The sequence below is a fragment of the Rhizobium sophoriradicis genome (assembly GCF_025200795.1).
GTDB lineage: Bacteria > Pseudomonadota > Alphaproteobacteria > Rhizobiales > Rhizobiaceae > Rhizobium > Rhizobium sophoriradicis.
In genome coordinates this window covers 1,665,688-1,691,343 of the sequence record NZ_CP104152.1, presented here as the reverse complement: position 1 = coordinate 1,691,343, position 25,656 = coordinate 1,665,688, and the positions used below count along the sequence as shown (strand labels likewise).

23 protein-coding genes are annotated in these 25,656 nt (G+C 61.9%); 2 read left to right on the top strand and 21 right to left on the bottom strand.

The window, feature by feature from the left end; all coding sequences use genetic code 11:
- Positions 1 to 85: 85 nt before the first annotated feature.
- The 10 genes from lpdA to N2597_RS08540 form a co-directional block, all read right to left on the bottom strand.
- Entirely contained in the window at positions 86 to 1,531 is a 1,446-nt protein-coding gene (gene lpdA, locus N2597_RS08585) for a dihydrolipoyl dehydrogenase (protein WP_077993826.1), read from the bottom strand.
- A gap of 18 nt (positions 1,532 to 1,549) precedes the next feature.
- Positions 1,550 to 2,131, bottom strand: a complete 582-nt coding sequence (locus tag N2597_RS08580) for a GNAT family N-acetyltransferase (protein WP_077993829.1) — start codon at positions 2,129 to 2,131, stop codon at positions 1,550 to 1,552.
- Between the two features lie 2 nt (positions 2,132 to 2,133).
- The gene (locus N2597_RS08575; protein ID WP_183596389.1) at positions 2,134 to 2,775 is read right to left on the bottom strand and encodes an SGNH/GDSL hydrolase family protein; all 642 of its coding nucleotides are present in this window, start codon (positions 2,773 to 2,775) and stop codon (positions 2,134 to 2,136) included.
- A gap of 19 nt (positions 2,776 to 2,794) precedes the next feature.
- Positions 2,795 to 4,141 (bottom strand): pyruvate dehydrogenase complex dihydrolipoamide acetyltransferase, encoded by a 1,347-nt coding sequence (locus tag N2597_RS08570; protein WP_183596392.1) that lies wholly within the window; start codon positions 4,139 to 4,141, stop codon positions 2,795 to 2,797.
- Positions 4,142 to 4,156: 15 nt separating this feature from the next.
- Positions 4,157 to 5,554 carry a pyruvate dehydrogenase complex E1 component subunit beta gene (locus N2597_RS08565; RefSeq protein ID WP_183596394.1) on the bottom strand — a complete coding sequence of 466 codons (1,398 nt, stop codon included), beginning with the start codon at positions 5,552 to 5,554 and terminating at the stop codon, positions 4,157 to 4,159.
- A 16-nt stretch (positions 5,555 to 5,570) separates the two neighbouring features.
- On the bottom strand, positions 5,571 to 6,617 hold the full coding sequence (pdhA, locus tag N2597_RS08560) for a pyruvate dehydrogenase (acetyl-transferring) E1 component subunit alpha (protein ID WP_038688700.1): 1,047 nt from the start codon (positions 6,615 to 6,617) through the stop codon (positions 5,571 to 5,573).
- A gap of 145 nt (positions 6,618 to 6,762) precedes the next feature.
- Complete coding sequence (locus N2597_RS08555; RefSeq protein WP_010053587.1) at positions 6,763 to 7,083, bottom strand: FtsB family cell division protein; 321 nt, start codon at positions 7,081 to 7,083, stop codon at positions 6,763 to 6,765.
- Between the two features lie 136 nt (positions 7,084 to 7,219).
- On the bottom strand, positions 7,220 to 8,494 hold the full coding sequence (eno, locus tag N2597_RS08550; protein ID WP_038688698.1) for a phosphopyruvate hydratase: 1,275 nt from the start codon (positions 8,492 to 8,494) through the stop codon (positions 7,220 to 7,222).
- Between the two features lie 141 nt (positions 8,495 to 8,635).
- On the bottom strand, positions 8,636 to 9,481 hold the full coding sequence (gene kdsA, locus N2597_RS08545; RefSeq protein ID WP_009994476.1) for a 3-deoxy-8-phosphooctulonate synthase: 846 nt from the start codon (positions 9,479 to 9,481) through the stop codon (positions 8,636 to 8,638).
- Complete coding sequence (locus tag N2597_RS08540) at positions 9,478 to 10,374, bottom strand: VOC family protein (RefSeq protein WP_039619556.1); 897 nt, start codon at positions 10,372 to 10,374, stop codon at positions 9,478 to 9,480. Before N2597_RS08540 ends, kdsA begins: the two co-directional genes overlap by 4 nt.
- Positions 10,375 to 10,570: 196 nt before the next feature.
- Between N2597_RS08540 and lexA the strand changes: the two genes are divergently transcribed.
- Positions 10,571 to 11,290, top strand: coding sequence for a transcriptional repressor LexA (gene lexA / locus N2597_RS08535; protein ID WP_009995727.1), 720 nt, complete (start codon positions 10,571 to 10,573; stop codon positions 11,288 to 11,290).
- Here lexA and N2597_RS08530 read toward each other — a convergent pair.
- Positions 11,271 to 13,703 carry a ComEC/Rec2 family competence protein gene (locus N2597_RS08530; RefSeq protein WP_077993837.1) on the bottom strand — a complete coding sequence of 811 codons (2,433 nt, stop codon included), beginning with the start codon at positions 13,701 to 13,703 and terminating at the stop codon, positions 11,271 to 11,273. The two genes, lexA and N2597_RS08530, sit on opposite strands and share 20 nt — an antisense overlap.
- A 290-nt stretch (positions 13,704 to 13,993) precedes the next feature.
- Between N2597_RS08530 and gltA the strand changes: the two genes are divergently transcribed.
- Positions 13,994 to 15,283, top strand: a complete 1,290-nt coding sequence (gene gltA, locus N2597_RS08525; RefSeq protein WP_038688692.1) for a citrate synthase — start codon at positions 13,994 to 13,996, stop codon at positions 15,281 to 15,283.
- A gap of 35 nt (positions 15,284 to 15,318) precedes the next feature.
- Here the strand turns inward: gltA and lpxB are convergent, their stop codons facing one another.
- The 10 genes from lpxB to frr form a co-directional block, all read right to left on the bottom strand.
- Positions 15,319 to 16,488, bottom strand: coding sequence for a lipid-A-disaccharide synthase (gene lpxB / locus N2597_RS08520; RefSeq protein ID WP_183596396.1), 1,170 nt, complete (start codon positions 16,486 to 16,488; stop codon positions 15,319 to 15,321).
- The gene (locus tag N2597_RS08515) at positions 16,485 to 17,366 is read right to left on the bottom strand and encodes an LpxI family protein (RefSeq protein WP_077993838.1); all 882 of its coding nucleotides are present in this window, start codon (positions 17,364 to 17,366) and stop codon (positions 16,485 to 16,487) included. The genes lpxB and N2597_RS08515 overlap by 4 nt, the downstream gene beginning before the upstream one ends.
- Before the next feature lie 2 nt (positions 17,367 to 17,368).
- Positions 17,369 to 18,187, bottom strand: a complete 819-nt coding sequence (gene lpxA / locus N2597_RS08510; RefSeq protein WP_038688686.1) for an acyl-ACP--UDP-N-acetylglucosamine O-acyltransferase — start codon at positions 18,185 to 18,187, stop codon at positions 17,369 to 17,371.
- The gene (gene fabZ / locus N2597_RS08505; RefSeq protein ID WP_077993839.1) at positions 18,184 to 18,651 is read right to left on the bottom strand and encodes a 3-hydroxyacyl-ACP dehydratase FabZ; all 468 of its coding nucleotides are present in this window, start codon (positions 18,649 to 18,651) and stop codon (positions 18,184 to 18,186) included. Before fabZ ends, lpxA begins: the two co-directional genes overlap by 4 nt.
- Positions 18,644 to 19,711: a UDP-3-O-(3-hydroxymyristoyl)glucosamine N-acyltransferase gene (gene lpxD / locus N2597_RS08500; protein ID WP_183596398.1), complete on the bottom strand. Its 1,068-nt coding sequence runs from the start codon at positions 19,709 to 19,711 to the stop codon at positions 18,644 to 18,646. The genes fabZ and lpxD overlap by 8 nt, the downstream gene beginning before the upstream one ends.
- 50 nt (positions 19,712 to 19,761) lie before the next feature.
- On the bottom strand, positions 19,762 to 22,101 hold the full coding sequence (gene bamA / locus N2597_RS08495; RefSeq protein WP_183596400.1) for an outer membrane protein assembly factor BamA: 2,340 nt from the start codon (positions 22,099 to 22,101) through the stop codon (positions 19,762 to 19,764).
- Positions 22,102 to 22,297: 196 nt separating this feature from the next.
- Positions 22,298 to 23,422 carry an RIP metalloprotease RseP gene (gene rseP, locus N2597_RS08490; protein WP_183596402.1) on the bottom strand — a complete coding sequence of 375 codons (1,125 nt, stop codon included), beginning with the start codon at positions 23,420 to 23,422 and terminating at the stop codon, positions 22,298 to 22,300.
- Between the two features lie 37 nt (positions 23,423 to 23,459).
- On the bottom strand, positions 23,460 to 24,290 hold the full coding sequence (locus tag N2597_RS08485) for a phosphatidate cytidylyltransferase (protein ID WP_183596404.1): 831 nt from the start codon (positions 24,288 to 24,290) through the stop codon (positions 23,460 to 23,462).
- Positions 24,290 to 25,033, bottom strand: a complete 744-nt coding sequence (locus N2597_RS08480) for an isoprenyl transferase (protein WP_077993852.1) — start codon at positions 25,031 to 25,033, stop codon at positions 24,290 to 24,292. Before N2597_RS08480 ends, N2597_RS08485 begins: the two co-directional genes overlap by 1 nt.
- Positions 25,034 to 25,070: 37 nt before the next feature.
- Entirely contained in the window at positions 25,071 to 25,631 is a 561-nt protein-coding gene (gene frr, locus N2597_RS08475) for a ribosome recycling factor (protein WP_004678618.1), read from the bottom strand.
- Positions 25,632 to 25,656: the final 25 nt, after the last annotated feature.

Here is a 25,656-nt window from a genome sequence, read left to right as displayed (position 1 = left end):
CCTTTCGATTTTTCCACTCCCGGCGTGGCTTTCCACCCCGGGAGCAAATTTCCACCCCGGACAAAGAGGGCGGCCCCGGAAATTATCAAGCGTTCAGCACACGGCCATAGGCATCGAGCACCGCTTCCTTCATCGTCTCGGAAACTGTGGGATGCGGGAAGATCGTGTGCATCAGCTCTTCCTCTGTCGTCTCGAGGTTCATCGCAACGACGAAGCCCTGGATGAGTTCGGTGACTTCGGCGCCGACCATGTGGGCGCCGAGCAGCTCGCCGGTCTTCTTGTCGAAGATCACCTTGACCATGCCCTGGTCTTCGCCGAGCGCGATCGCCTTGCCGTTGGCGGCAAAGGAGAAGCGGCCGACGCGGATGTCGCGGCCGAGCTCCTTGGCCTTGGCTTCGGTGAGGCCGACAGAGGCGACCTGCGGATTGCAATAGGTGCAGCCGGGGACCTTGCCCTTGTCTGTGGGATGAACGTTCGGCAGGCCGGCGATCTTTTCGACGCAGACGACACCTTCATGTTCCGCCTTGTGCGCCAGCATCGGCGGGCCGGCGACGTCGCCGATGGCATAGATGCCGGCGACATTGGTCTTGCCGTAACCGTCGGCGACGACGCAGCCGCGATCGGTCTTGATGCCGAGCGCTTCGAGGCCGAGATTTTCGATGTTGCCCTGAACGCCGACAGCCGAAATCATCCGGTCGGCGGTGATCTGCTGCACCTTGCCGTCCGACGTCTCGACATGGGCAGTGATGCTGCCCGCCCCCTTCTCGACCTTGGTGACCTTGGCGCTGGTGAAGATCTTCAGGCCTCGCTTTTCCAGCTGCTTGCGGGCGATGGCGGTGATTTCGGCATCCTCGACCGGCATGATCGTCGGCATGACTTCGACAACCGTCACATCGACGCCCATCGAGCGGTAGAAGCTGGCGAATTCGATGCCGATCGCGCCCGAGCCCATGACGATCAGCGACTTCGGCAGCGCGTCGGGCTTCAGCGCCTCGAAATAGGTCCAGATCAGCTTGCCGTCCGGCTCGATTCCGGGCAGTGCGCGCGGACGGGCGCCGGTGGCGATGATGATGTGCTTGGCAGTATAGGTGCCCTCGCCCTTGACGTTCTTCGGCAGCGGATGCTGCGGCTCGACGACCGGCTTCGACGACTTGCCGACGACGATCTCGCCTGGTTTGGTGATCTTTGCCTCGCCCCAGATGATGTCGATCTTGTTCTTCTTCATCAGGAAGCCGACGCCGGCATTGAGACGGGCGGAGACGGCGCGCGAGCGGCCGACGACGGCCTTGGCGTCCGGCTTGACGGTACCTTCGAGAACGAGACCGAAATCCTTGAAGTGGTTGGCGTGATCCAGCACCTCGGCCGAACGCAGTAGCGCCTTTGTGGGTATGCAGCCCCAGTTCAGGCAGATGCCACCCATATGCTCGCGCTCGACGATCGCCGTCTTCAGGCCGAGCTGGGCCGCACGGATGGCGGCGACATAGCCGCCGGGGCCGGAGCCGATGATGATGACGTCGTAGGATTCAGCCATATGTGTCCTGCCCTTCGTTTACGCTGCGCTGCGGGTCATGAGCACCCACGCGTGTCTCTTGCTGTTTTCGAAGAGCGGCACGGCATCAGCGCGCGCAGCCTCCGAGAATCCGTTTCTTCCATAAAGCGACAGAGCCGCCTCGTTATCACTTGCGGTAATGAGACTGACAGGCCGGCCATCGGCCCTGTCGATCTGATCCTCCAGCAACGTTCGCCCGATGCCGATGCCACGCAGATGGCGGTAGACGCCGAGACTGCCGATGAACCAGCTTCCCACAACCGTCTTCTGCAAGACGAGCATCGGCTCGGTCGCCGCGCTCGTCGCCTCGATATCGCCTATGCCTTCCCCGAGCGTATGGCCGATTGCCACGCCCGCAACCTCGCCATAAGCCTCGGCGATCACCGCATCCCGCCAGCCGCCAACGGCTTCCTCTTCACTCATTTTCAGCCGCCCCCGCTCCAAAGGTGTGTCGCTTATGCCGTTCGCCACATCGGCGAACCAAAGCCACGAGGCAAAGCCATGCGAGGCGATATCCGCCAGGATCGCCAGCTCCGAGGCATCCCGCCGCGAGGCCTGCCGCAGGGCGACGAAGGCAGCCATTTTCAGATCCCCAGCATCATCCGCACGATCGATTCCAGGCCGCGTCCGAGCGCACGCGTGTTCTCAGCATCGAGATGAATGCCGTCGATCGGCGTGGTCTTGGCGACGGAATTGCCGTCGAAAAAGCCGCAGCCGAGTTCGTCGGCAAGGTCACGATAGAGCGTTGCAAGCTTGGCCGATTCTTCGATTCCGCCGGGAAAGGATGCGGCAAAAGGCACATTGCCCGTCGCGCAGATCGCCGGTGGCGCCACGATCAGGATCTCCGGCCCATCGAATTCGAAGGGCCAGGCGTGATTGCGGATCAGCCGCACGAGGCGGCTGATGCCCTGGCAGGCGGCAAAGGCCGAACCCGCCACGACCGGCTTCATGTCGTTGGTGCCGAGCAGGAGGATGACAAGATCGAGCGGCGCATGCGTCTGCAGGATCGTCGGCAGGACGCGCGCCCCGTTGCGGTCGCAATCGGCGAGGTGATCGTCGAAGGCGGTGGTGCGACCGTTCAGGCCTTCGGCAATGATGCGGGCATCGCTGCCGAGCGCTGCCTGAAGCACGCTCGGCCAGCGATTCTTGTAGTCATGACGGCCGATCGTCTCGGCGTCATAACCCCAGGTCAGCGAGTCGCCATAGCAAAGAACGGTCTTGGTCATTTCCGCCTCCGCTTCGCGATCAGACAAGCATGCCCATTGGGTTTTCGATGTAGCCCTTGAAGGCCTGGAGCAGCTCGGCGCCCAGCGCGCCGTCGACGCAGCGATGGTCGGTCGACAGTGTGACGCTCATGACGGTGGCGATCGCCATTTCGCCGTTCTTGACGACGACCCGCTGCTCGCCGGCGCCGACCGCCAGGATCGTCGCATGCGGCGGGTTGACGACGGCGGCGAAGTTCTTGACGCCCATCATGCCCATGTTGGAGACGGAGCTGGTGCCGCCCTGATATTCCTCGGGCTTCAGCTTGCGATCCTTGGCCCGCTTGCCGAGGTCGCGCATCTCGTTGGAGATGACAGACAGCGTCTTCTGCTCGGCCTTGCGGATGATCGGGGTGATCAGGCCGCCGGGGATCGAGACGGCGACGCCGACATCGGCGTGCTTGTGCTTGACCATGTTGCTGTCCGTCCACGACACGTTGGCCTCGGGAACGTCGCGCAGCGCCAGCGCCATGGCCTTGATGACCATGTCGTTGACCGAAAGCTTATAGGCCGGAGCGTTGTCCTTGCGGGGCGCCGCATCGTTCAGCTGGGCACGCAGCGCCATCAGAGCGTCGAGCTCACAATCGACGCTGACATAGAAATGCGGGATCGTCTGCTTGGATTCAACCAGGCGCCGGGCGATCGTCTTGCGCATGCCATCATGCGGCACGAGCTCGTAGGAGCCCGGCTCGAACAGCTTGAGCACGGCGTCATCGGAAGCGCCCTTCGGCGCTGCGGCGGCCGGAGCCGGAGCTGCGGCAGCCTGCGGGGGAGCAGCGGCCGGCGCGGCGGCAGCTTTTGCACCGCCGCCGGCAACGGCGGCTTCGACATCACTCTTGACGACGCGGCCATGCGGGCCGGAGCCTGCAACCGCCGAAAGGTCGATGCCGGCTTCTCTCGCTAGCCTGCGGGCAAGCGGCGAAGAGAAGGTGCGGTTGCCGCCGGCCGAAACTGCCGCGGGTGCGGCAGCGGGCGCAGCAGCCGGAGCGGCCGGGGCCGGTGCAGCCTCGGCCTTCGCAGCCGGTGCGGCTTCAGCCTTTGCCGGAGCAGCGGAGCCCGCACCGCTGGCGGCGGCGGCGACATCCTCGCCATCGGCGGCAAGAACGGCAATCAGCGCGTTGACCTTGACACCTTCGGTGCCGGCGGCAACGACGAGCTTGGCGACCGTGCCTTCATCGACGGCTTCGACTTCCATCGTCGCCTTGTCGGTCTCGATCTCGGCGATCACATCGCCAGACTTGACCTTGTCGCCTTCCTTGACCAGCCACTTGGAAAGATTGCCTTCTTCCATGGTCGGAGAGAGGGCGGGCATCGTGATATTGATCGGCATCGAGATACCCTCCCCTTATTTGTAGCAAACAGCCTTCACCGCATCGACGACTTCGCCGACGTTCGGAAGCGCCAGCTTTTCGAGATTGGCGGCGTAAGGCATCGGCACGTCCTTGCCCGCAATCGTCAGGATCGGCGCATCGAGATAATCGAAGGCCTGCTGCATGACGCGGGTGGCGATTTCGGTGCCGACAGAGGACTGCGGATAACCTTCCTCGACGGTGACGAGACGGCCGGTCTTCTTGACCGATTCGATGACCGTCGGAAGGTCCATCGGGCGGATAGTGCGAAGGTCGATCAGTTCGACGTCGATGCCGATCTTTTCGAGTTCGGCAACCGCCTTCGTCGCATAGGTCATGCCGATGCCGAAGGAGACGACCGTGGCGTCCTTGCCCTGACGATGGATGCGGGCCTTGCCGATCGGCAGGACGAAATTATCGAGCTTCGGCACATCGAAGTGCTGGCCGTAGAGAATTTCGTTTTCGAGGAAGATGACCGGGTTCGGATCGCGGATGGCCGCCTTGAGCAGGCCCTTGGCGTCGGATGCCGTGTAGGGCATGACGACCTTCAGGCCGGGGATGGCGCTGTACCAGGCCGCATAATCCTGGCTGTGCTGGGCGCCGACGCGGGCGGCTGCACCATTCGGGCCGCGGAAGACGATCGGAGCGCCCATCTGGCCGCCGGACATATAAAGCGTTTTGGCGGCCGAGTTGATGATGTGGTCGATCGCCTGCATGGCGAAGTTGAAAGTCATGAATTCGACGATCGGGCGAAGGCCGGCCATGGCGGCGCCGACGCCGACACCGGCAAAGCCGTGTTCGGTGATCGGCGTATCGATGACGCGACGGGGGCCGAATTCCTGCAGCAGTCCTTGAGTGACCTTGTAGGCGCCCTGGTATTCGGCGACTTCCTCGCCCATGACGAAGACGTCGTCGCTGGCGCGCATTTCTTCGGCCATGGCGTCGCGGAGCGCTTCGCGCACGGTCATCGACACCATTTCGGTGCCGGCCGGGATTTCCGGGTCGTTCGGAACGACGGCCTTGGGCTCTGCGGGAACGGGAGCAGAAGCGGAACCGGTATTTGTCGGCTTTTCTTCCTGAGCAACCTGCGGAGCAGCGACCGGAGCCGGCTGAGCAGCGGCAGGAGCGGTGGAAATCGCGTCAGCCGATTCGCCGTCCTGCAGCAGCACTGCGATCTTGGTGTTGACCTTGACGCCTTCAGTGCCGGCATCGACCAGCAGCTTGCCGATGATGCCTTCGTCGACGGCTTCGACTTCCATCGTCGCCTTGTCGGTTTCGATTTCGGCGATCACGTCACCGGAGGTGACCTTGTCACCTTCCTGCTTCAGCCATTTGGACAGCGTGCCTTCTTCCATCGTCGGAGAGAGGGCGGGCATGAGGATATCGATAGGCATGGGTTCCCTCCCCCGATTAGAGCAGAATGTCGGTGTAGAGCTCGGATGCATCCGGCTCCGGATCGGCCTGGGCGAAGTCGGCGCTGTCGGCGACGATGTCGCGGACATCCTTGTCGATCGCCTTCAGATCGTCTTCGGAGGCCCAGCCCTTTTCGATGAGGCGCGCCTTGACCTGCTCGATCGGATCCTGCTCGGAGCGCATCTTCTGCACTTCTTCCTTGGAGCGATATTTCGCCGGGTCGGACATGGAGTGGCCGCGGTAACGATAGGTCAGCATTTCGAGAATGATCGGGCCCTTGCCTGAGCGGCAATGTTCGAGCGCCTCGTCGGCCGCCGCCTTGACGGCGCGCACGTCCATGCCGTCGACCTGGATGCCAGGGATGCCGAAGCCGGAGCCGCGCAGCGAATAGTTCGACTGCGCGGTGGCGCGGGCCGTCGAGGTGCCCATGGCGTAGCGGTTGTTCTCGACGATATAGACGATCGGCAGCTTCCAGAGAGCGGCCATGTTGAAGCTCTCGTAGACCTGGCCCTGGTTGGCGGCGCCGTCGCCGAAATAGGCGATCGCGACATTGCCGTTGTTACGGTAGCGATTGGCAAAGGCGAGACCGGTTCCGAGCGAAACCTGGGCGCCGACGATGCCGTGACCGCCGTAGAAATGCTTCTCTTTCGAGAACATATGCATCGAGCCGCCCTTCCCGTGGGAATAGCCGCTGCGGCGCCCGGTCAGCTCCGCCATGACGCCGCGCGCTTCCATGCCGGTTGCCAGCATGTGGCCGTGGTCGCGATAGGCGGTGATGACCTGGTCGCCTTCCTTCTGCGCCATCTGCATGCCGACGACAACGGCTTCCTGACCGATGTAGAGATGGCAAAAGCCGCCGATGAAGCCCATGCCGTAAAGCTGACCGGCCTTCTCCTCGAAGCGGCGGATCAATAGCATCTCGCGATAGGCCTTGAGTTCCTCATCCCGATCGAAGTCGGCTACCGGGCCTCCATTCGATGCTTTGGCTGCTGGTTTTGCTGCAGTTTTGCGGCTGGAAACGGTCGCGGTCTTTCGCGGCGCCATTCAACCCTCCCTATGGGTTTGTCGTTTCTCGATGGCGCGTACCATAGGGAAGAAATATGACCACAGCAATGCCATAATTGCATGGCTCGTATTCGGCACTAAGCTATTGTAAATACATCAGAAATCGCAATTAACCGAATTCCGGTTAATTGGCATAATGATTAAATATGACGATCTCGTCCGCGCGCGACATGTTCAGCTGATAGCGCGCCTTTTCGTCCAGCATATCCTTGTCGAGCGAACCGTCACTGAGGAGCGCGACCTGACTTTCCAGATGTTCGCGCTTCGCCTTCAATACCGCAAGCTCTTTTTCGCGCTCGACGCGCTGACGCTCGAACGTCTCGGTCGCACGCAACCCGTAATCGCCATGGATGCAATGATAACCGAAATAGGAAAGGAAGGCGACCGTCATGGCCGGAATGACGAAGCGGCCGAGCTTTCTCTTCTTATGATGCTTTGTCCACATACACGTATGCTCTTGAACGCATTACCAATTCGTTCAGCATAATGCGCAGAGATTAACCGTTCGTTGACCGTAAAAATCAGGCAATAAAAAACCCGCGCCGGGTGGGCGCGGGTGAAGCCATTCAAATCAGATCCGATCAGCCGCGGATGATCGAGCGGCCGGCATACTGGGCCTGCGGGCCAAGGCCCTCCTCGATGCGGATCAGCTGGTTGTACTTGGCGAGACGGTCGGAACGCGACAGCGAACCGGTCTTGATCTGGCCGCAGTTGGTGGCAACCGCGAGATCGGCGATGGTCGAATCCTCGGTCTCGCCGGAGCGGTGCGACATGACGGCGGTGTAGGCCGCCTTGTGCGCCGTATTGACCGCATCGAGCGTTTCCGTCAGCGAACCGATCTGGTTGACCTTGACGAGGATCGAGTTGGCGACACCCATGCGGATGCCGTCGCGCAGACGGGCGGAGTTGGTGACGAAGAGATCGTCTCCGACGAGCTGCGTCTTCTTGCCGGTGAGGTCGGTCAGCGCCTTCCAGCCGTCCCAATCGTCTTCAGCCATTCCGTCCTCGATCGAGATGATCGGGTACTTGGCGGCGAGTTCGGCCAGATATTCGGCCATGGCGCCCGATTCGAGCGTGCGGCCTTCGCCTTCGAGCACGTATTTGCCGTCTTTGAAGAATTCCGTCGAGGCGCAGTCGAGGCCGAGGTAAATGTCCTCACCCGGCTTGTAGCCGGCTTTTTCAACCGACTTGACGATGAAGTCGAGGGCTTCCGAAGCACTCTTCAGGCCCGGTGCGAAACCGCCTTCGTCGCCGACATTGGTGTTGTGGCCCTGGGCTGCAAGCTCCTTGCGGAGCGTATGGAAGACTTCCGAACCCATGCGCACGGCTTCGGCGATCGAATCGGCGCCGACCGGCAGGATCATGAATTCCTGGAAGTCGATCGGATTGTCGGCATGAGCGCCGCCGTTGATGATATTCATCATCGGCACCGGCAGCAGGCTCGCCGAAGCGCCGCCGACATAACGGTAGAGCGGCAGGCCGGAGGCCTGGGCGGCAGCCTTGGCGACGGCGAGCGACACACCGAGGATGGCGTTGGCGCCGAGACGCGACTTGTTCGGCGTGCCGTCCAGTTCGATCATGATGTTGTCGATCTGGATCTGGTTTTCGGCGTCGATGCCGCCGATGGCGTCGAAGATCTCGGTGTTGGCGGCCTCGACGGCCTTCTCTACGCCCTTGCCGAGGTAGCGCTTGCCGCCGTCGCGCAGCTCGACCGCCTCATGGGCGCCCGTCGAGGCGCCCGAGGGAACAGCCGCGCGGCCCATGCTGCCGTCTTCGAGATAGACGTCGACTTCGACGGTGGGGTTGCCACGGCTATCGAGGATCTCGCGGGCGATGATATCGGTGATTGCAGTCATGGGTTCTTCCTGCTCGGTGGGTGATCAATCGTTCGAAGCCTGTCATAATCGAAGGCGTGCAAATTACAATGCCGCAATTTCCAGCCTTCGTACCGGCGTTCTGAAGTGGCCTAAACCACGATCATGTCAACCTGTTGAACGTCAAGCCTTGGCAACCGCATCGAACGCAAGCAATTTCTCAAGCAGCCGCGGCATGTCCTTGAGATAGACCATGTTCGGGCCGTCGGACGGAGCGTTGTCAGGGTCCTGGTGGGTTTCGAGAAAGACACCGGCAATACCCGTCGCCACGGCTGCGCGCGCCAGCGTTTCGACGAATTCGCGCTGGCCGCCGGAGGACTCGCCCTGCCCGCCGGGCTGGGCGACTGAATGGGTCGCATCGAAAATGACGGGCGCACCCATCGCCGCCATGATCGGCAGCGAGCGCATGTCGGAAACCAGCGTGTTGTAGCCGAAGGAGGCGCCGCGCTCGCACAGCAGCACGTTCGGATTGCCGCTGGCATTGAGCTTCTTCAGAACGTTCTTCATATCCCAGGGGGCGAGGAACTGGCCCTTCTTGACGTTGACGACGCGGCCCGTCTTGGCGGCAGCGATCAGAAGATCCGTCTGGCGGCATAGGAAGGCAGGGATCTGCAGAACGTCGATCACCTCCGCCACCTCGGCGCATTGCTCGGCGGTGTGGACGTCGGTCAGGACGGGAAAGCCGAATTCCCGCTTCAGGTCGGCGAAGACCTGCATGCCCTTTTCAAGCCCGATGCCGCGCTCGGCCGAGAGTGAGGTGCGGTTCGCCTTGTCGAAGGAACTCTTATAGACGAGGCCGATGCCGAGCTTTGCGCAGAGCTCTTTCAGCGTGCCGGCGACCATGAAAGCGTGATCACGGCTCTCCATCTGGCAGGGGCCGGCAATCAGCGACAGGCGGCCGGTATTGGAAAAGGTGACCTGGCCTTCGCCTTCGCCGATCTTGACCTCGGAATTGGTATCAGTGCTCATCGTGGTTCCTCGAAGGCAAAAAGCGCGCCCTGCCCGGGCGTGGGCTTCACCAGAATGCGATTGTTCTTGCGTGTGTATGTCACTCCGTTAGCAGCCAAATGCGCTTCTGTCACGGCAAGATCGGTAACGGTGAAGAGGATTGCCCGGCCGCGCAGACCACGATCGGCGGAGGAGACGACAAGCTCGAAATAGGCCTCCAGCCCTTCCGGCGTCATCAGGCTGATCTTGGCATTCGATGCCGCGATATTCATACCGAAACCGGTTTTTTCCACCGCCGTTTGCCCGACCGCAAGACCAACGAAGGCGGCAAACGCAACCGGCTCCGGCGCACAAAGCGCGATCTCGGCAATGCCCGTCACGCCGTTGGCATGCGCCTCCAGCGCCGCGCGATCGGCCGGGAAGGAGTTGATGCGCTGACAGGTGAAGAGAAAGAAGTCGGGCGCGCGCAGATCTCCTGAAAAGGCCAGTTTGAAGCTGCCGACGCTTTCGGAACCGTCTGGCATCCGCATCGGCCGGCTGAACTGCAGCATCTCGCCGGCACTCGCGCCGTTGCCGACGAATCGCCGATGATCGAGGCCGGCATCCTCGGTGAGGAAGGCCAGCGCCGAAAGCCCCTCCTCGCCGCAGCGGAAGCGAAAGGCACGATTGCGGGCGATGAAGACATTCCCCTGACGGGCCGCCGCCTCGCTCTCCTCGACGCTCGCCACGCCGAGCGGCTCGATATAGGTCTTGTCGGCGAAAAAGACGCAGGCATTTTCCGTTCCGAACGGATGGCGCGCATCGGCGGCGACGGTAAAGCCGAGCTTCCCGAGCCTTTCGCGCGCCAGATCGATATTGACGACGGGCAGCACGACATGATCCAGCGGGTGCGGCTTGGCGGAATGTGCGATCATAGGACCCCTCCTGACACGTCAAAGAGATGTGCGACAGCCCCATTCCCAATGCAAGACATGTGCGCCAATCCGGCGAATGAAAATAAAAATCTGGACGAGTTGGCGCGAAGTTTTACGGAAATTTAGCTACTTGCGGAACACATATGGAACATATAGGGTCCGTTCTGGATTTGTTTCAATCAGGGGTCTGACGTCGATGCTCACGCGCAAACAACAGGAGCTTCTCCTTTTCATTCATGAGCGCATGAAGGAATCCGGCGTTCCTCCCTCTTTCGACGAGATGAAGGATGCCCTGGATCTCGCCTCGAAATCCGGCATTCATCGCCTGATCACGGCGCTGGAGGAACGTGGTTTCATTCGCCGCCTACCGAACCGGGCCCGGGCCTTGGAAGTGATCAAGCTGCCGGAGGCCTATAGCCCCAGTCTTCAGCCGCGCCGCGGTTTTTCACCGAGCGTTATCGAAGGCAGCCTCGGCAAGCCCCAGCCGGTCGCCGCCCCCGCTGCCGCAAAGCCGATCGCCGACAACGGCAGCTCTGTCTCCGTGCCGGTCATGGGCCGGATCGCCGCCGGCGTGCCGATCTCGGCGATCCAGAACAATACGCACGACATCGTCGTTCCTGCGGATATGCTCGGCTCGGGCGAACATTACGCGCTGGAGGTCAAGGGCGATTCGATGATCGACGCCGGGATCTTCGACGGCGACACCGTGATCATCCGCAACGGCAGCACCGCAAGCCCCGGCGATATCGTCGTTGCGCTCGTCGACGACGAGGAAGCGACGCTGAAACGCTTTCGCCGCAAGGGCGCCTCGATCGCCCTCGAAGCCGCCAACCCGGCTTACGAGACCCGCATCTTCGGGCCTGACCGGGTCAAGGTGCAGGGCAAGCTGGTCGGCCTCATTCGCCGCTATCACTGACAGCCAACGGGGCTGATTCGGTAAAAGCGTCTTTGCGCCAATCATAGGCGCGATGGCGCATCCATGGACGCGACAAGGTATCGAATGCGGTTGCGACCTCGGGGCCTGTCTGCGCAAAACGCAATTCGACGGAACCGGTCCTGCGCAGCGTCTCGCCGGTGAAGAGTGTCGCACCCGAGTGGCAGCGGTCGAAACGCAGGCGCACCGCGGTCACGACAATCTCGCTGGCGTCGCAGGCCGGGCCGAGATAGGCGGCATTGTCGATGACGGCGACGACATGGCCATTGCCGAGCCTGGCGATACACCAGGCTTTCTTGACGCAGGAAAAACGATTTGCCTCACCGCCGGCTGCGGCGGCCATCATTGCCGTCCTCGCCTCATTCTGCTGATCGCGGGAAAGCCTGAGGCGGCGGTCCTCACCCTGCGGCGGGATGGCAGGGCCATCCAGCATCTTCGGCGGGTGGTGCGTCGGCAGGACCAGCGCTCTCTGCCACTGGTCGAAGATGAAGTCCGGCGGGTTTTCACGGTTGGAAGCCATTGCCGCCGTCGCGACGAGCGCGACCAGACCACCATCCTCGGAAATCACCAGATCCGGCGGTCGGGAACCCGGCAGGATCAGCACGATAAGCGTCGAGACGGCGAGGATCGATGTGCCGGCATGGCGCAATCGGGTGCGGAGCAGCGTCAGCAGCAGAAAGCCTGCCACGGCCACCGCGAAATACCAGGCGGGCAAACGGCCGAGGTCGATATCGCCGCCCCAGGCGGACACCGTCTTGGCGACCGCAATCACCAGATCGAGGCCGAAGCCGACCACCGTCCAGAGCGGAGCGTCCAGGCCGAATGGCATGAGCAACATCGCCAGCAGCCCGGCCGGCATGACGATGAAGGAGATGATCGGCATCGTCGCAAGGTTCGCCGGCAGGCCATAAGCTGTCAGGCGATGAAAATGCTCGACCGCAAACAACGCCGTGGAAAAGCCGCCGATCAGCGAGGTCAGGAAGACGCCGCCGAAGAAACCGGCGACCGCCACGACCAGCCGCAGCACCGGCAGCTTCAGCAACGGGTTTTCCCGGACGCGCCGCTCCTTCCACAGCTGGTAGCCCGATACCAGTGCCAAAGTCGCGGCAAAGGACATCTGGAAGCTCGGACCCAAGACTTCGGAGGGTGAAATGGCGATGATGACGAGCGCCGAGAGAACGACATTGCGCAGGCTGATCGACGGCCGATCGAAGAAGACGGCAATCAGCATGATCGCCATCATGATGAAGGCGCGCTCGGCCGAAACCCCGAATCCTGAGATCAGGAAGTAGGCCGTGACGGCGATGAGCGCGCCGGCGGCGGCGATCTTCTTTGTCGGATAGGCTTGGGCGACACCAGGAACGAGGCTGAGCAGCATCCGGAAACCGACGAAGAAGATGCCGGCCGACAACGCCATGTTGAGGCCCGAGATCGCCACGATATGCGCAAGGCCGGACTGGCGCAGCGCCTCCGTCGTTTCCTTCGAGATGGCGCGCCGCTCGTCGGTCACCAGAGCAGCGGCAAAAGCGCCCGTGTCGCCGGGCAGAATCGAGCGTATGCGATCGCCGATGCCGCTGCGCAACTGGTAAAGCCATTCGAGCAGAGCTTCGGACGTCGATCTCGCAGGCTGCGGGCCTGCCTGCGAATCGACTTTCTCGGGCGCGCCGTAGAAGAAGCCGTTGGCCCCGATGCCATCGAAATAGGCACCGAAGGAAAAGTCGTTGAGGGTGGGAAGCGCCGGTCCCGCCGGCGGCGTCAACCGTGCTCGGCCGGTGATGACGTCACCGATCTCGAAGGACGCATCGGCGCCGCGGGCGATCACGGTTATGCGCCTCGGCGGCCGCTTCACCTGTGGCGCCTCGGTGCCGGTGACCGCAAGAACATAGCGCCACCGCCCGCGATCGTCGCCTTCGCGCCGCTCGACGCGGCCCGTCACCGTCGTTGTCACGGATGAATCGAGGATGACAGTCGACGCCCGCCAGCTTTCGAGCTGCGCACAGAGCATGCCGCATGCCACGAGGGCAAGCGCCATAAAGGTTGCCCGCAAGGCCGGCCGGCTGCGGCCGGCGACGAGCACCGCAAGCATCAGCACCGACAGGCAGAGCAACGATGGAAGGAGCGGAAAATCCGTTGCAGCAAGAAACCAGTATGCCGCGCCGGCGCCGAGGAAGACCGGCGAGAACAGGAGCAGGCGGCCGTGGTCGGCCTCCTCGCTGAGCAAACGGCCGGCAGCGCGCAGCAATTGTGCGACCGCGGTCGTCAGCCGGTGGCGCAATGGCACCGCAGACTGCGTTTTTGCCGGCCGCGATCCCACGGCAGGAGCCGGAAACGCGACGGGATCGGCAAGGCCGACGCCTGCTTGCGGCCGCAATTCGACTGTCGTCAACTCCTGCATGCGCCGCCCAAAATGACCTCACCCTGGGCCCAGAATGCAACCTCCGAGCTCATCCGGCAAGAATAATCGATTGAAATACGGGCGAAAATTGCGAGCGCGAAAAGATCAGTTGAATCATCGGCTTCCGCTATGCGTGCTGCTCATCGCTGCAGTGCCTAAAAGGTGATGCCGCAATGCACAAAATGGCGTCACGGTAACTTGGCATTAGCCTCGCGATCATATAGCTATCGCAAAGGACGCTTAACCCCTATGGCGCTTTTGTGGCGCCACCGACATTTCGGAGGATCAGCATGACGGATCAAAGCGCAACAATAAAAATCGGTGACAAATCAGTCGACCTCGCCGTCAAAAGCGGCACGATCGGCCCGAGCGTCATCGATATCGGTGCTCTCTACAAGAACACCGCCTCCTTCACGTACGATCCGGGTTTCACCTCGACCGCATCCTGTGAATCCAAAATCACCTATATCGATGGCGACGAAGGCGTTCTGCTGCACCGCGGCTATCCGATCGAGCAGCTCGCCGAACATGGCGACTTCCTCGAGGTCTGCTATCTGCTTCTCTACGGCGAACTGCCGACGGCAGCGCAGAAGAAGGACTTCGACTATCGCGTCACGCATCACACCATGGTGCATGAGCAGATGAGCCGCTTCTTTACCGGCTTCCGCCGCGATGCGCATCCGATGGCCGTCATGTGCGGCTGCGTCGGCGCGCTGTCGGCCTTCTATCATGACTCGACCGACATCACCGATCCGCACCAGCGCATGGTCGCCAGCTTGCGCATGATCGCCAAGATGCCGACGCTTGCCGCCATGGCCTACAAGTACCATATCGGCCAGCCCTTCGTTTACCCGAAGAACGACCTCGACTATGCGTCGAACTTCCTGCGCATGTGCTTTGCCGTTCCGTGTGAGGAATATGTGGTCAATCCGGTGCTTTCGCGCGCCATGGACCGCATCTTCATCCTGCATGCCGACCACGAGCAGAATGCTTCGACCTCGACGGTCCGCCTCGCCGGTTCGTCGGGCGCCAACCCGTTCGCCTGCATCGCCGCCGGCATCGCCTGCCTCTGGGGCCCGGCGCATGGCGGCGCCAATGAAGCAGCGCTCAACATGCTGACGGAGATCGGCACGGTCGACCACATTCCTGAGTATATTGCCCGCGCCAAGGACAAGAACGATCCGTTCCGCCTGATGGGCTTCGGCCACCGCGTCTACAAGAACTACGATCCGCGCGCCAAGATCATGCAGAAGACGACGCATGAAGTGCTCGGCGAACTCGGCATCAAGGATGATCCGTTGCTGGAAGTGGCGATGGAGCTGGAGCGCATCGCGCTCACCGACGAATATTTCATCGAGAAGAAGCTCTATCCGAACATCGACTTCTATTCCGGCATCACGCTGAAGGCGCTGGGCTTCCCCACGACCATGTTCACCGTGCTCTTCGCGCTTGCCCGCACCGTCGGCTGGATCGCGCAGTGGAACGAGATGATCGAGGATCCGGAACAGCGCATCGGCCGTCCGCGCCAGCTCTATGTCGGCGAACCGAAGCGCGACTACATCCCGGTTTCGAAGCGCTGATCGCTTGAGACCAATCGGCTCAAACGAAAACCCGGTCAGAAACGACCGGGTTTTTTCTTTTTCAGCACCTCGAGCAGGATTTCGGCAGCATGTTCGCCGGGCGGCTTTTCGGTCTGCATGCGCTGCCAGATCAGCTGATAGCCTTCCTTCATCGCCTTGAGCTGGAGAGTGTCGGCCGACAGCCTTTCCATCCAGCGTGCGAGACTTGCCCCGCGAACGATATCGTTCAGATATTCCGGCACGACCGCGTAATCGGCGATCAGGTTCGGCAGCGCTCCTGTCCAGGTCTTGATGCCCGATGTCAGCAACCGCATGATCCAGTCGACCTTGTAGGCTGAGACGACGGGAACGTCGGCAAGCGCCAGCTCGAGAATAACGGTTCCGGATGCGGCCATGGCCGCATCGGCCTCGACGAAAGCCTTCCACTTTGCTTCTGCGCCGACAACGATCTCCGGCGTTACCGCCCATTTCGCAGTCAATTCGCGCACAAGCCCTTCCTTGTGTCTCATCGTCGGCAGGATAAAACGCATCGGCCCATTGCGGGAGACAAGTTCGCTCACCGCCGCCTCGAAATGCGGCAGGAGCTTCTGGATTTCCGAGGAGCGTGAGCCGGGCAGAAGCAGGATTGTGCCGCTGCCGGGCCGTCTTCCGGCGCGCAGGCGTCGGGTCTCCAGGAGCGCAGGGTCAGCGGTCAGGCGATGCCCCACATAGGTCGTTGCCGGGCCGTTGAGGCGCTGCATCGTCGCCGGTTCGAATGGCAGAACGGCGAGCACGTGATCGACATAGGCAAGCATGCGGTTGGCGCGATATTCCTTCCAGGCCCAGACGCTCGGACAGACATAATTGACGACAGGCAAATCCGGCAGCGCCGTGCGGACACGTTTTGCCACGCGATGAGTGAAATCCGGGCTGTCGATGATGAGCAGAATGTCAGGCTTCGCGGCGATGATCTCGGCCGTTGTCCGGCGGATCAGGCCAAACAGCTTCGGCAGCCGGCTCAGCACCTGGGTGATGCCCATGATCGACAGTTCGGAAAAATCGAACAGGGATCGCAGGCCCTCCGCCTGCAGCCCCTCCCCGCCGACGCCGACAAGTTCCACCGGTCCGTCATGGATGCGCTTCAGCGCAGCGATGAGGTCGGCGCCGAGGAGATCGCCTGACACCTCACCGGCAATGACGGCAATCTTCAGCGGCGCGCCGTTCATTCCAGCCCCCATTCCGGCAGGCCGCGATCAATGCCGCAGACGAAAAGCTCTGTCTCGTCGGCGGCGCGGATGACGGCAGCACGATCGAGCACCAGCGAGCGGCCGGCTTCGACGGCGATACCGGCAAGGCCGGCTTTACCGGCGTTCAGCACCGTGGAAACGCCGATCGCCGGCAGGTCGGCACGAATATCCTGCTGCGGCTTGCAGAGCTTGACGAGCACGCCGCGGCGGCGCGTCGAAATGCGCCCGGCGGCTCTGAGCCCGGCGACACGGTCAAGCATCTCGTCGGTGCCCTCAAGACCCTCCAGTGCGACAACCCGCCCGCCGATGCTGACGGCGCCCTGCCCGACATCCAGCCGGCCGAGCGTCTCGGCGGCTTCGGCAGCACGGCTGATATCGCGCCGATCTTCGTCACCGGGTGTGACGGCGCCAAGCGGACCGACGGAAGCCAGCAGGTCGGGGGCGATCTCATGGGCGCCGACGACGCGCCGGCCATTTCCCTCGATCAGCCGGATCACCATCTGCAGGACCGTATCGTCGCCGCCGGAGAGCAGGGTGCGGATCGCAGCCGGCACCCTCATCAGAATACGCAGCGTCGGGCGCACCTCACGCCATTCCGGCCGGCGGCGCACGCTGCCCGACATCACCACGCGGCCGATGCCATAACGGTTGAGAAGACTATCGAGGGCAGCGAAATCGCCGATGCCGATAATGGCGTGGTCGTAGCCTTCCCAACGCCGGTCGCTTTCGTCCTTCAGGGCGACGATAACAGGATTTTCGCCAGCGGCGCGTGCGGCTTCCGCGACATAGGAAGGCAGAAGGCCGCCGCCGGCGATGATCGCTAGCCGGCCCGCCGCGGTGTCGCTTGATAAAGCCACGGCTAGCCCTTCTGACCTCGGGTCGGCGAGGACAGGGCGCGGTCGCTATCGGCGGCGATGAAATCCAGGATCTGCATCACCTCTGCGCAATCGGCATATTCCTCGCGGATGGCCGCGGCGTTCTCACGCACGGAGGCCGTTCCCTCGAAGATCGCCTTGTAGGCGCGGCGGACCCTGTGGATGACAGCGCGGTCGATGCCGGCGCGCGTCATGCCGACGACATTGAGGCCGCCCAGCAGCCCGGGATTGCCGTTCAGCATGCCGTAGGGAATGACGTCGTAACTCACTGCCGACAGCCCGCCGACGAAAGCCTGGCGGCCGACGCGGGTGAACTGATGAACGGCCGACCCGCCGCCGAGAATGACACGATCCTCAATGACGACGTGGCCGGCGAGCATGACGTTGTTCGACATGATCACGTGGTTGCCGACGCGGCAATCATGTGCCACATGCGAATTGGCCAGGAACAGATTGTTGTCGCCGACGATCGTCTGGCCGCCGAAATCTGCGGTACCGGTATTCATCGTCACGCCTTCACGGATCGTGCAGTTGGCGCCGACCGAAAGCGTCGTCTCTTCGCCGGCGTGATGCACGCTCTGCGGATCGCCGCCGACGACCGCCATCGGGAAGATGCGCGTGCCCTTGCCGATCACGGTCCGGCCGGTGACGATCGCATGCGCCAGGAGCTCGACATTTTCATGCAGGACGACGTGCGGCCCGACATGGCAGAAGGGACCGATCTTCACGCCCTCACCAATGGTGGCCCCGTCTTCGACGACGGCCATCGGGTGAATGCGGGCGCTTTCGGCAATCGTACTCATGCCTGATCCTTACGAACGATCATCGCGCCGATATCGGCCTCGGCGACCAGCGCGCCGTCCACTTTGGCGTCGCAATGAAATTTCCAGATATTACCACGCTGCTTGTGCTTCTTAACGTGGAATTCGACGCGATCGCCGGGCACAACCGGCTTGCGGAAGCGCGCATTCTCAATGGTCATGAAGTAGACAAGGTTGCCGGGCTGGCCTTCCTTCTTGGCACAGATCGCCCCCGCCGTCTGCGCCATGCCCTCGATCAGCAGCACGCCCGGCATGATCGGCGACTCCGGAAAATGGCCGGTGAAATGCGGCTCGTTCACCGTGACGTTCTTGATGCCGACCGCTGAGTTGTCGCCATCGATCTCAATGATCTTGTCGACCATCAGAAACGGATAGCGATGCGGCAACAGCTTCATGATCTCGATGATGTCAGCCGAAGAAAGCGTCGTCGTGGCTTCCTCAGTCATTTTCCTTGCCTCCAGGGTTCCGCCCGCGCAACTTGGACTTCGCCACTTGTTGCGCCGCCTCTCTCAGATAGTCTTTCAGCGGACGAGCCGGCACGCCGCCATATTGCCCGCCGGCGGCAAGATCGGTCATGATACCGCTTTTGGCGGCGATCTGCACGCCGTCGCCGATCGTCACATGGCCCTTGATGCCGGCCTGGCCGCCGATCTGCACGCCGTTGCCGATCTTGGTGCTGCCGGCGATGCCGACCTGCGCGACAATGGCGCAATGGCGGCCCATCTGGACGTTGTGGCCGATCTGGACCTGGTTATCGATCTTGGTCCCCTCGCCGATTACCGTATCGTCCATGGCGCCGCGGTCGATCGTGGTATTGGCGCCGATCTCGACATTATCCTGGATGATCACCCGGCCGATCTGGACGATCTTGATCATGCCGCGCGGACCGGGCGCATACCCGAAACCGTCCTGGCCGATGCGAACGCCGTTGTGGATGATGACGCCGTTGCCGATCAGCGCACAGAGAATGCTGGCGCCGGCTGCAATCGAACAATCCCGGCCGATCTTGACGCCCGGACCGATGATGCTGTGCGCGCCGATGCGGGTGCCTTCGCCGATTTCGGCATGGGCGCCGATAACCGCCAGCGGCTCGACGATCACGCCCTTTTCCAGCCTGGCGCTCGGATCGATCACCGCGCTCGGCGCGATCTCGCTTTCACCCGGCGAAATGGCGACCGGACGCAGTGCTGCCGGATAGAACAGGCCGCCTGCTATCGCAAAAGCCGCATGCGGATTGGACGACAGGATGATCGGGATATGCTGAGGTACGAGGTCGGCGAGCGCCTTGTCGCAGATCACCGCCGAAGCCTCGCAGGTCAGCAGCTCATCCCGGCTGCGGCGCGACAGGATGTAACAAACATCGCCCGCCCGCGCCCGGTTGATGGGAGCGACGGATCGGACAATGACATCGGCATGATCGGAATTGGCGAGTTCCGCCCCAAGAAACTCTGCCAGCTCAGCGAGCTTCAGACCTTCATGGGGCAGAAAAAAAACGTTTTGCTCCATCGGCAATGCTCCAGAACGGAATTGAGTCTTACAGTTCCGGACTGCCGATATCAGAATTGGTTGTTGATGCCAAACTTGAAGTTCTGCGTCTTGTCAAAGTCTTCCTTGAGGACCGGGATTGCGTAATCCAGACGCAATGAACCGAAAGGAGACTGCCAGACGACGCCGACACCGACGGAAGCGCGCAGCGAGGCGTCTTCACCCTCGATGCCGTCGCCCCTGAGGTCGACGTCGTTGCCGAACAGCGTGCCCGCATCGGCGAAGACCGCGCCGCGCAGATTGAAGTCACGCGGGAAGCCCGGCATCGGGAAGGTTGCTTCGGCCGACGCCGTGAAATACGTCGTACCACCCAGCGGATCGTCGTTGGTGCCGGCAACGCGAGGGCCGATGCCCTTGTTTTCGAAACCGCGAATGTCGCCGTTGGTCAGCGTGAACTGGTCGAAGACGTTCAGGTGCTCGCCGAAGCCGACGACATAACCAGCCGAGGCCGAAACCGAGCCGATGATATCGGCATCGTCAGCGAGCAGGTGGTAATAACGCGCCTTGCCGTAGATCTTGTAGAACTGCGAGTCACCGCCGAGACCGGCGATTTCCTGCGTCGCCGTCGCGTAGATGCCCTCGCGCGGCAGGACGGTGTCGTCGAGCGTGTTGTAGGTCAGCGTCTGCGAGATGGAAGACCGCGTCCACGGGCTGTCCTCGACGAGGTGCTGATATGGAGCCGACAGGTCGGAAAGATCGCCGTTATCAGCGTCATACTTCATCTGCTTGTAGTTATAACGGAAGGTCGTCGCCAGATCTTCGGTGATCGGCGCGGTGACGCGCAGGACGACGCTGGTTTCCTCGTAATCGTAGTTGTCGTTGCTCGACGTCTCGCTGTGGTTGACGTCGAAGCCCGCCGCCAGACGATAGCCGAGGAAATAGGGCTCGGTGAAGCTGACGCCGTAGGCGCGCGAACCTTCCTGACCGCCGCCGGCCGAGATGCGGATGTACTGGCCGCGGCCGAGGAAGTTCTTCTCTTCGATCGAAGCTTCGAGCAGCAGACCGTCACCGCCGGCGGCATAACCCGCACCGACGCCGAACGAACCGGTGGACTGATCCTGCACGTCGACGACCACCACGACGCGATCCGGCGAGCTGCCCGGCTGGGTGGAGATATTGACGGAGGAGAAATAGCCGAGCGCTTCGAGGCGGCGCTTGGCCTTGGTGATCATCTGCTGATTGAAGGCGTCGCCTTCGCTCATGTCGAATTCGCGGCGGATGACGTAATCGCGCGTGCGGCTGTTGCCGCGGATTTCGATGCGCTCGACATAGGCGCGCTCGCCCTGGTCGACCAGATACTCGACCCCGATCGTGTTGTTGTTGAGGTCGCGGTTACCGCGCGGCGTGACGCGCGCGAAGGGATAACCGGCAGAGGCCACCTGATCGGAGATCGCTTCGATTGACTTCTGCACCTCCTTGGCGCTGTAGACATGGCCTTCCTTCGTGCGCACCAGCGGCAGCAGCTGATCCGAGCCGACGCCTTCGACGGTCGACTGCACGGTCACCGGTCCGAAGTCGTAACGCTGACCTTCCTCGATATTGAAGGTGAGCGTGTACTTGTTGGTTGCCTCGTCGAAGCTCGCATCGGAAGAGACAATGCGCATATCGGCATAGCCGCGGTTGTAATAGAACTGGCGAAGCGCTTCTTCGTCCGCGTGAAGCTTGTCTTCGTTGTAGACGTCCTTGCGGGTCAGGAACGAAAGGAAGTTCGAACGCTTGGTGTTGATGACGGCAGCCAGGCGGCCGGCGCTGTAGGCATTGTTACCGACGAAATTGATCGCATCGATCTTGGTGCGGTCACCCTCGTTGATGACGAAGGCAAGGTTGACGCGGCCCTCGCCGAGCGGCACGACCTGCGTCGTCACTTCGACTTCGCTGCGGCCGGTGGCGGCATAGGCTTCCTTGATCGCCTGGATATCGGCCTGGATCTGGGTGTCGCTGTAGGGGCCGGCGGCATGGGTCTGGACGATCGTCGCGAGCTTGTCGTCCTTGATCTTGCGGTTGCCGTTGAAGACGACCTGATTGACGAGCTGGGCCTCCTGGACATTGACGACGAGCGTACCGCCGGAGACCGAAATCTTGACGTCGGAGAAGTAACCGGTGCCGTAGAGCTGCTTGACCGAGTCATCGATGTCTGTGTTCGAAAAACTCTTGCCGGGCGTGATGGTCAGGTTCGACCGGACAGCTTCCGCGCCGACGCGGCTGGCGCCGCGCACATCAATGCGCTGGATAACCGCGGCCTCGACGGCCGTAGCGGAAACGAACGTCAAAGCGCCTGCGCCCGAAGCAACAACACTAGCAGACAGCGCAACCGCCGATACTGCGTTCAAAAACTTTGAACCAGCCTTCATTTCACCTATTACCTTTTTTCCCTCGTCCCCGTCCCCGGGAGAACCCGATTCCGGTCACGTGTGTCGTTTTACCCGCTTTTGACATACAAGCAAGGGAGGGCGTTAATTTCTGTTTACTTCATTTCGAAGCGTGACCCATTCGCCACTACAGCCTTGAAACATCGTAAATAAATAGTAATTCCCTTGCCTTGCGCGTTTACCCTGAGCTCACGCTTATGTCGTTCCAGGTCGTAAAAACCATCAATGTCAGTATCATTGCCAAGCCGATGCGAAACGCAATTTCCTGAGCCTTGGAACCCAGGGGTCTGCCCCTCACCGCCTCCACCGCATAGAACATCAGGTGGCCGCCATCAAGTACCGGAACGGGCATCAGGTTAAGCAATCCTATCGAAACTGAAAGTGCGGCAGCAAGTTGCAGCACTGCGCCGATACCAAGGCTTGCCATCTGGCCGGACGCCTGCGCCACGCGGATCGGCCCGCCCAGTTGATCGGCCCGCATCGACCCGGCGAAGATATTGGCGATATATTTGAAGGTGCCGGTAACGATGCCAGCGCTTTCGATCACACCCTCACGCACCGCCTCAAGCGGCGTGTAGGTCCGCAGGCGGAAATTGCCCGCTTCCTTGTTGGTGATGATGCCGATCTGGCCGAGTTCGATCTTGTTGCCGAATTGGTCTGTCCGGTCGGTCCGCTGCGGCACCATCGGCACATCGAGCTTCTGGCCGCCGCGCTCGACCGTCACAATAATCTTCTGGCTTGGACGAATGGCGACGTAGCGGCGCACGTCGTCGAAGGTCTCGACCTTGTTGCCGTCGATGGCAACCAGCAGATCGCCGGGAAGGATGCCGGCGGCAGCAGCCGCTCCGTCCGGCGCAACTTCGGCAACGACGGGATCGGCGATCATGCGGCCATAAACCGAGAAAAGAACGGCGAAAATGGCGATTGCCAGCAGGAAGTTGGCGATCGGGCCGGCGGCGACGGTCGCGGCGCGTTTCCACAGCTTGGCGCCGGCAAAGGAGCGCGCCCTGTCCTCCTCGGACATGGCGGCGATCCCATCGTTGTCGGGCTTGCTTGAAACATCCTCATCGCCGAAGAAACGGACGTAACCGCCAAGCGGGATTGCCGAAATCTTCCAGCGTGTCCCATAGCGATCGGTGAAGCCGAATATCTCCGGACCGAAGCCGACAGAAAAGGCCAGGATGCGGATGCCGCTCCAGCGCCCGACGAGGTAATGGCCCATCTCATGCACGAAGACGAGCAGCGACAGCACCAGGATGAAGGTGACGACATTCCCCATCAAAAATGTATATAGGCCGCTCATCACTTCCTTGAGTTCCTTCCGTCAGCCTGCAGCCTCATCAGAGGCCGAACAATGCCGAGCCGAGAGACGTCATTTCAGCCCCCTTTATCAAGGAAAAAAGCCCAGCAAGCAAGAACGCCGAAAAACAGGCGAAAATCAGTCCGTCGACTCGATCCATGACGCCGCCGTGGCCCGGGATGAGACGGCTTGAATCCTTGACCCTGAATTTTCGCTTGATGAAAGATTCGAACAGATCGCCCGACTGGCTGCAAACCGACAGAATGAGCGCCACGCCGGCGGCAACGACTTCCGCGCCCGGAACAAGAAAATGGACAAGAACGACGCCGGCTGCGACCGCCGAGACGGCGCCGCCGATGGCGCCGGACCAGGTCTTTCCGGGCGAGATCGAGGGCGCAAGCTTCGGCCCGCGCAGAGCCCTGCCGACGAAATAGGCGAGGATATCGGTTGTCCAGACGACGGCGAAGACAAAGAGCATGGCATAAAGGCCGGGCCGGTCGTCGCCTCTGATACCGGCGAGCGCCACGCCGGTGGCGCCGGCATAAAACAGGCCCGCCGGGAACCAGCGGCTGGTGCCGTGAAGGATGATCAGCGCGATGCCGACGGCGGTCACGCCGGCCAGCATGCCGGCGGCAAATTCGAAATTGCCGACAAGCACCAGCAAAGCGATCGCCGCCTCGCCGATCCAGCCGACGGCATTGGAAACCCAGTCACGTGCGACGCCTGATATTTTCGACCATTCATAATAGATCAGCAGGCCGATCACGGCCGCCAGAATGCGGAAGGCAAGGCCGCCATACCAGGTGGCGGCAAGAACGATGACTGCGAGAATCAGCCCGGAAGCGATGCGCAGTTTCAGTTCCTGCTGCATCAGGTGCCAACCGCGGCTGCCTGCGACGACAGGCCGCCGAAACGCCTGTCGCGGGAGGCGAATTTTTCGAGCGCCGAGCGAAAGATTTCCGGGCTGAAATCCGGCCAATATTCCGGAACGAAGATGAATTCCGAATAGGCGGCCTGCCACAGCAGGAAATTGGAAAGCCGCTCCTCGCCGCTGGTCCGGATGATGAGATCCGGATCGGGGATGCCCGCCGTGTCGAGACGGGCGTCGATCAGCGCAGGCGTGATATCCTGCGCCCTCAGGCGGCCGGACTCGACGTCCTTGGCCAGGCTCACCACAGCGCGGGAGATTTCATCACGCGAGCCGTAATTGAACGCGATGACCAGCGTCAGCGCCGTATTATCCTTGGTCGTCTCCTCCGCCTCGAGCAGCAGACCGAGGATATCGCTGCGCAGGCTGTGGCGATCGCCGATCACCCTGATGCGCACATTCTGGCGATGAAGCTCGGCCAGGTCACGGCGGATGAAAGCCTTGAGCAGACCAAGCAGATCGGAGACTTCAGCCTCGGGCCGGCGCCAGTTCTCCGAGGAGAAGGCAAAGAGGGTCAGATATTTTATGCCGGCCGCGCCGGCCGCGCGCACTGTCTCGCGCACAGCCTCGACGCCCTTGCGATGGCCCATCGTGCGCGGCAGGCCACGTTGCTTGGCCCAGCGGCCATTGCCATCCATGATGATGGCAACATGCTCTGGCACAGTCAAAAATACAGTTTCCGACATTTCCCGTCCGGTCTTTCCAGGCAAAGGCACAGATCCACTAGACCTGCATGATTTCCTTTTCCTTCTCGCCAAGCAAGCGGTCGATTTCGGAAATCGTCTCGTCCGTCATCTTCTGTACGCGTTCCGACTGTGCACGGCTCTCGTCCTGGCCGATCACGCCATCCTTTTCGGCCTTCTTGAGACCGTCCATGCCGTCGCGGCGGACATGGCGAATCGCGACCTTGCTCTTTTCGGCATAGTCGTGAGCGACCTTGACGAGCGATTTGCGACGCTCCTCGTTCAACTCCGGCAGCGGGATGCGCAGGCTCTGGCCGTCGACGATCGGGTTGAGGCCGAGGTTGGATTCGCGGATCCCGCGCTCGACGGCGCTGACCATCGACTTGTCCCAGACGGAAACAGTCAGCATGCGCGGCTCGGGCACGGTGATGTTGGCCACCTGGTTCAACGGCACGCGCGAACCATAGGCCTCAATCGTCACCGGATCGAGAATGTTGGCCGAGGCACGGCCGGTGCGCAGCGATGCGATGTCGCTCTTGAATGCGGAAACTGCGCCATCCATGCGACGCTTCAGTTCCTTGATATCGATACCTTCACTCATGTCGATGCTCCCGTCTCAAGCACGA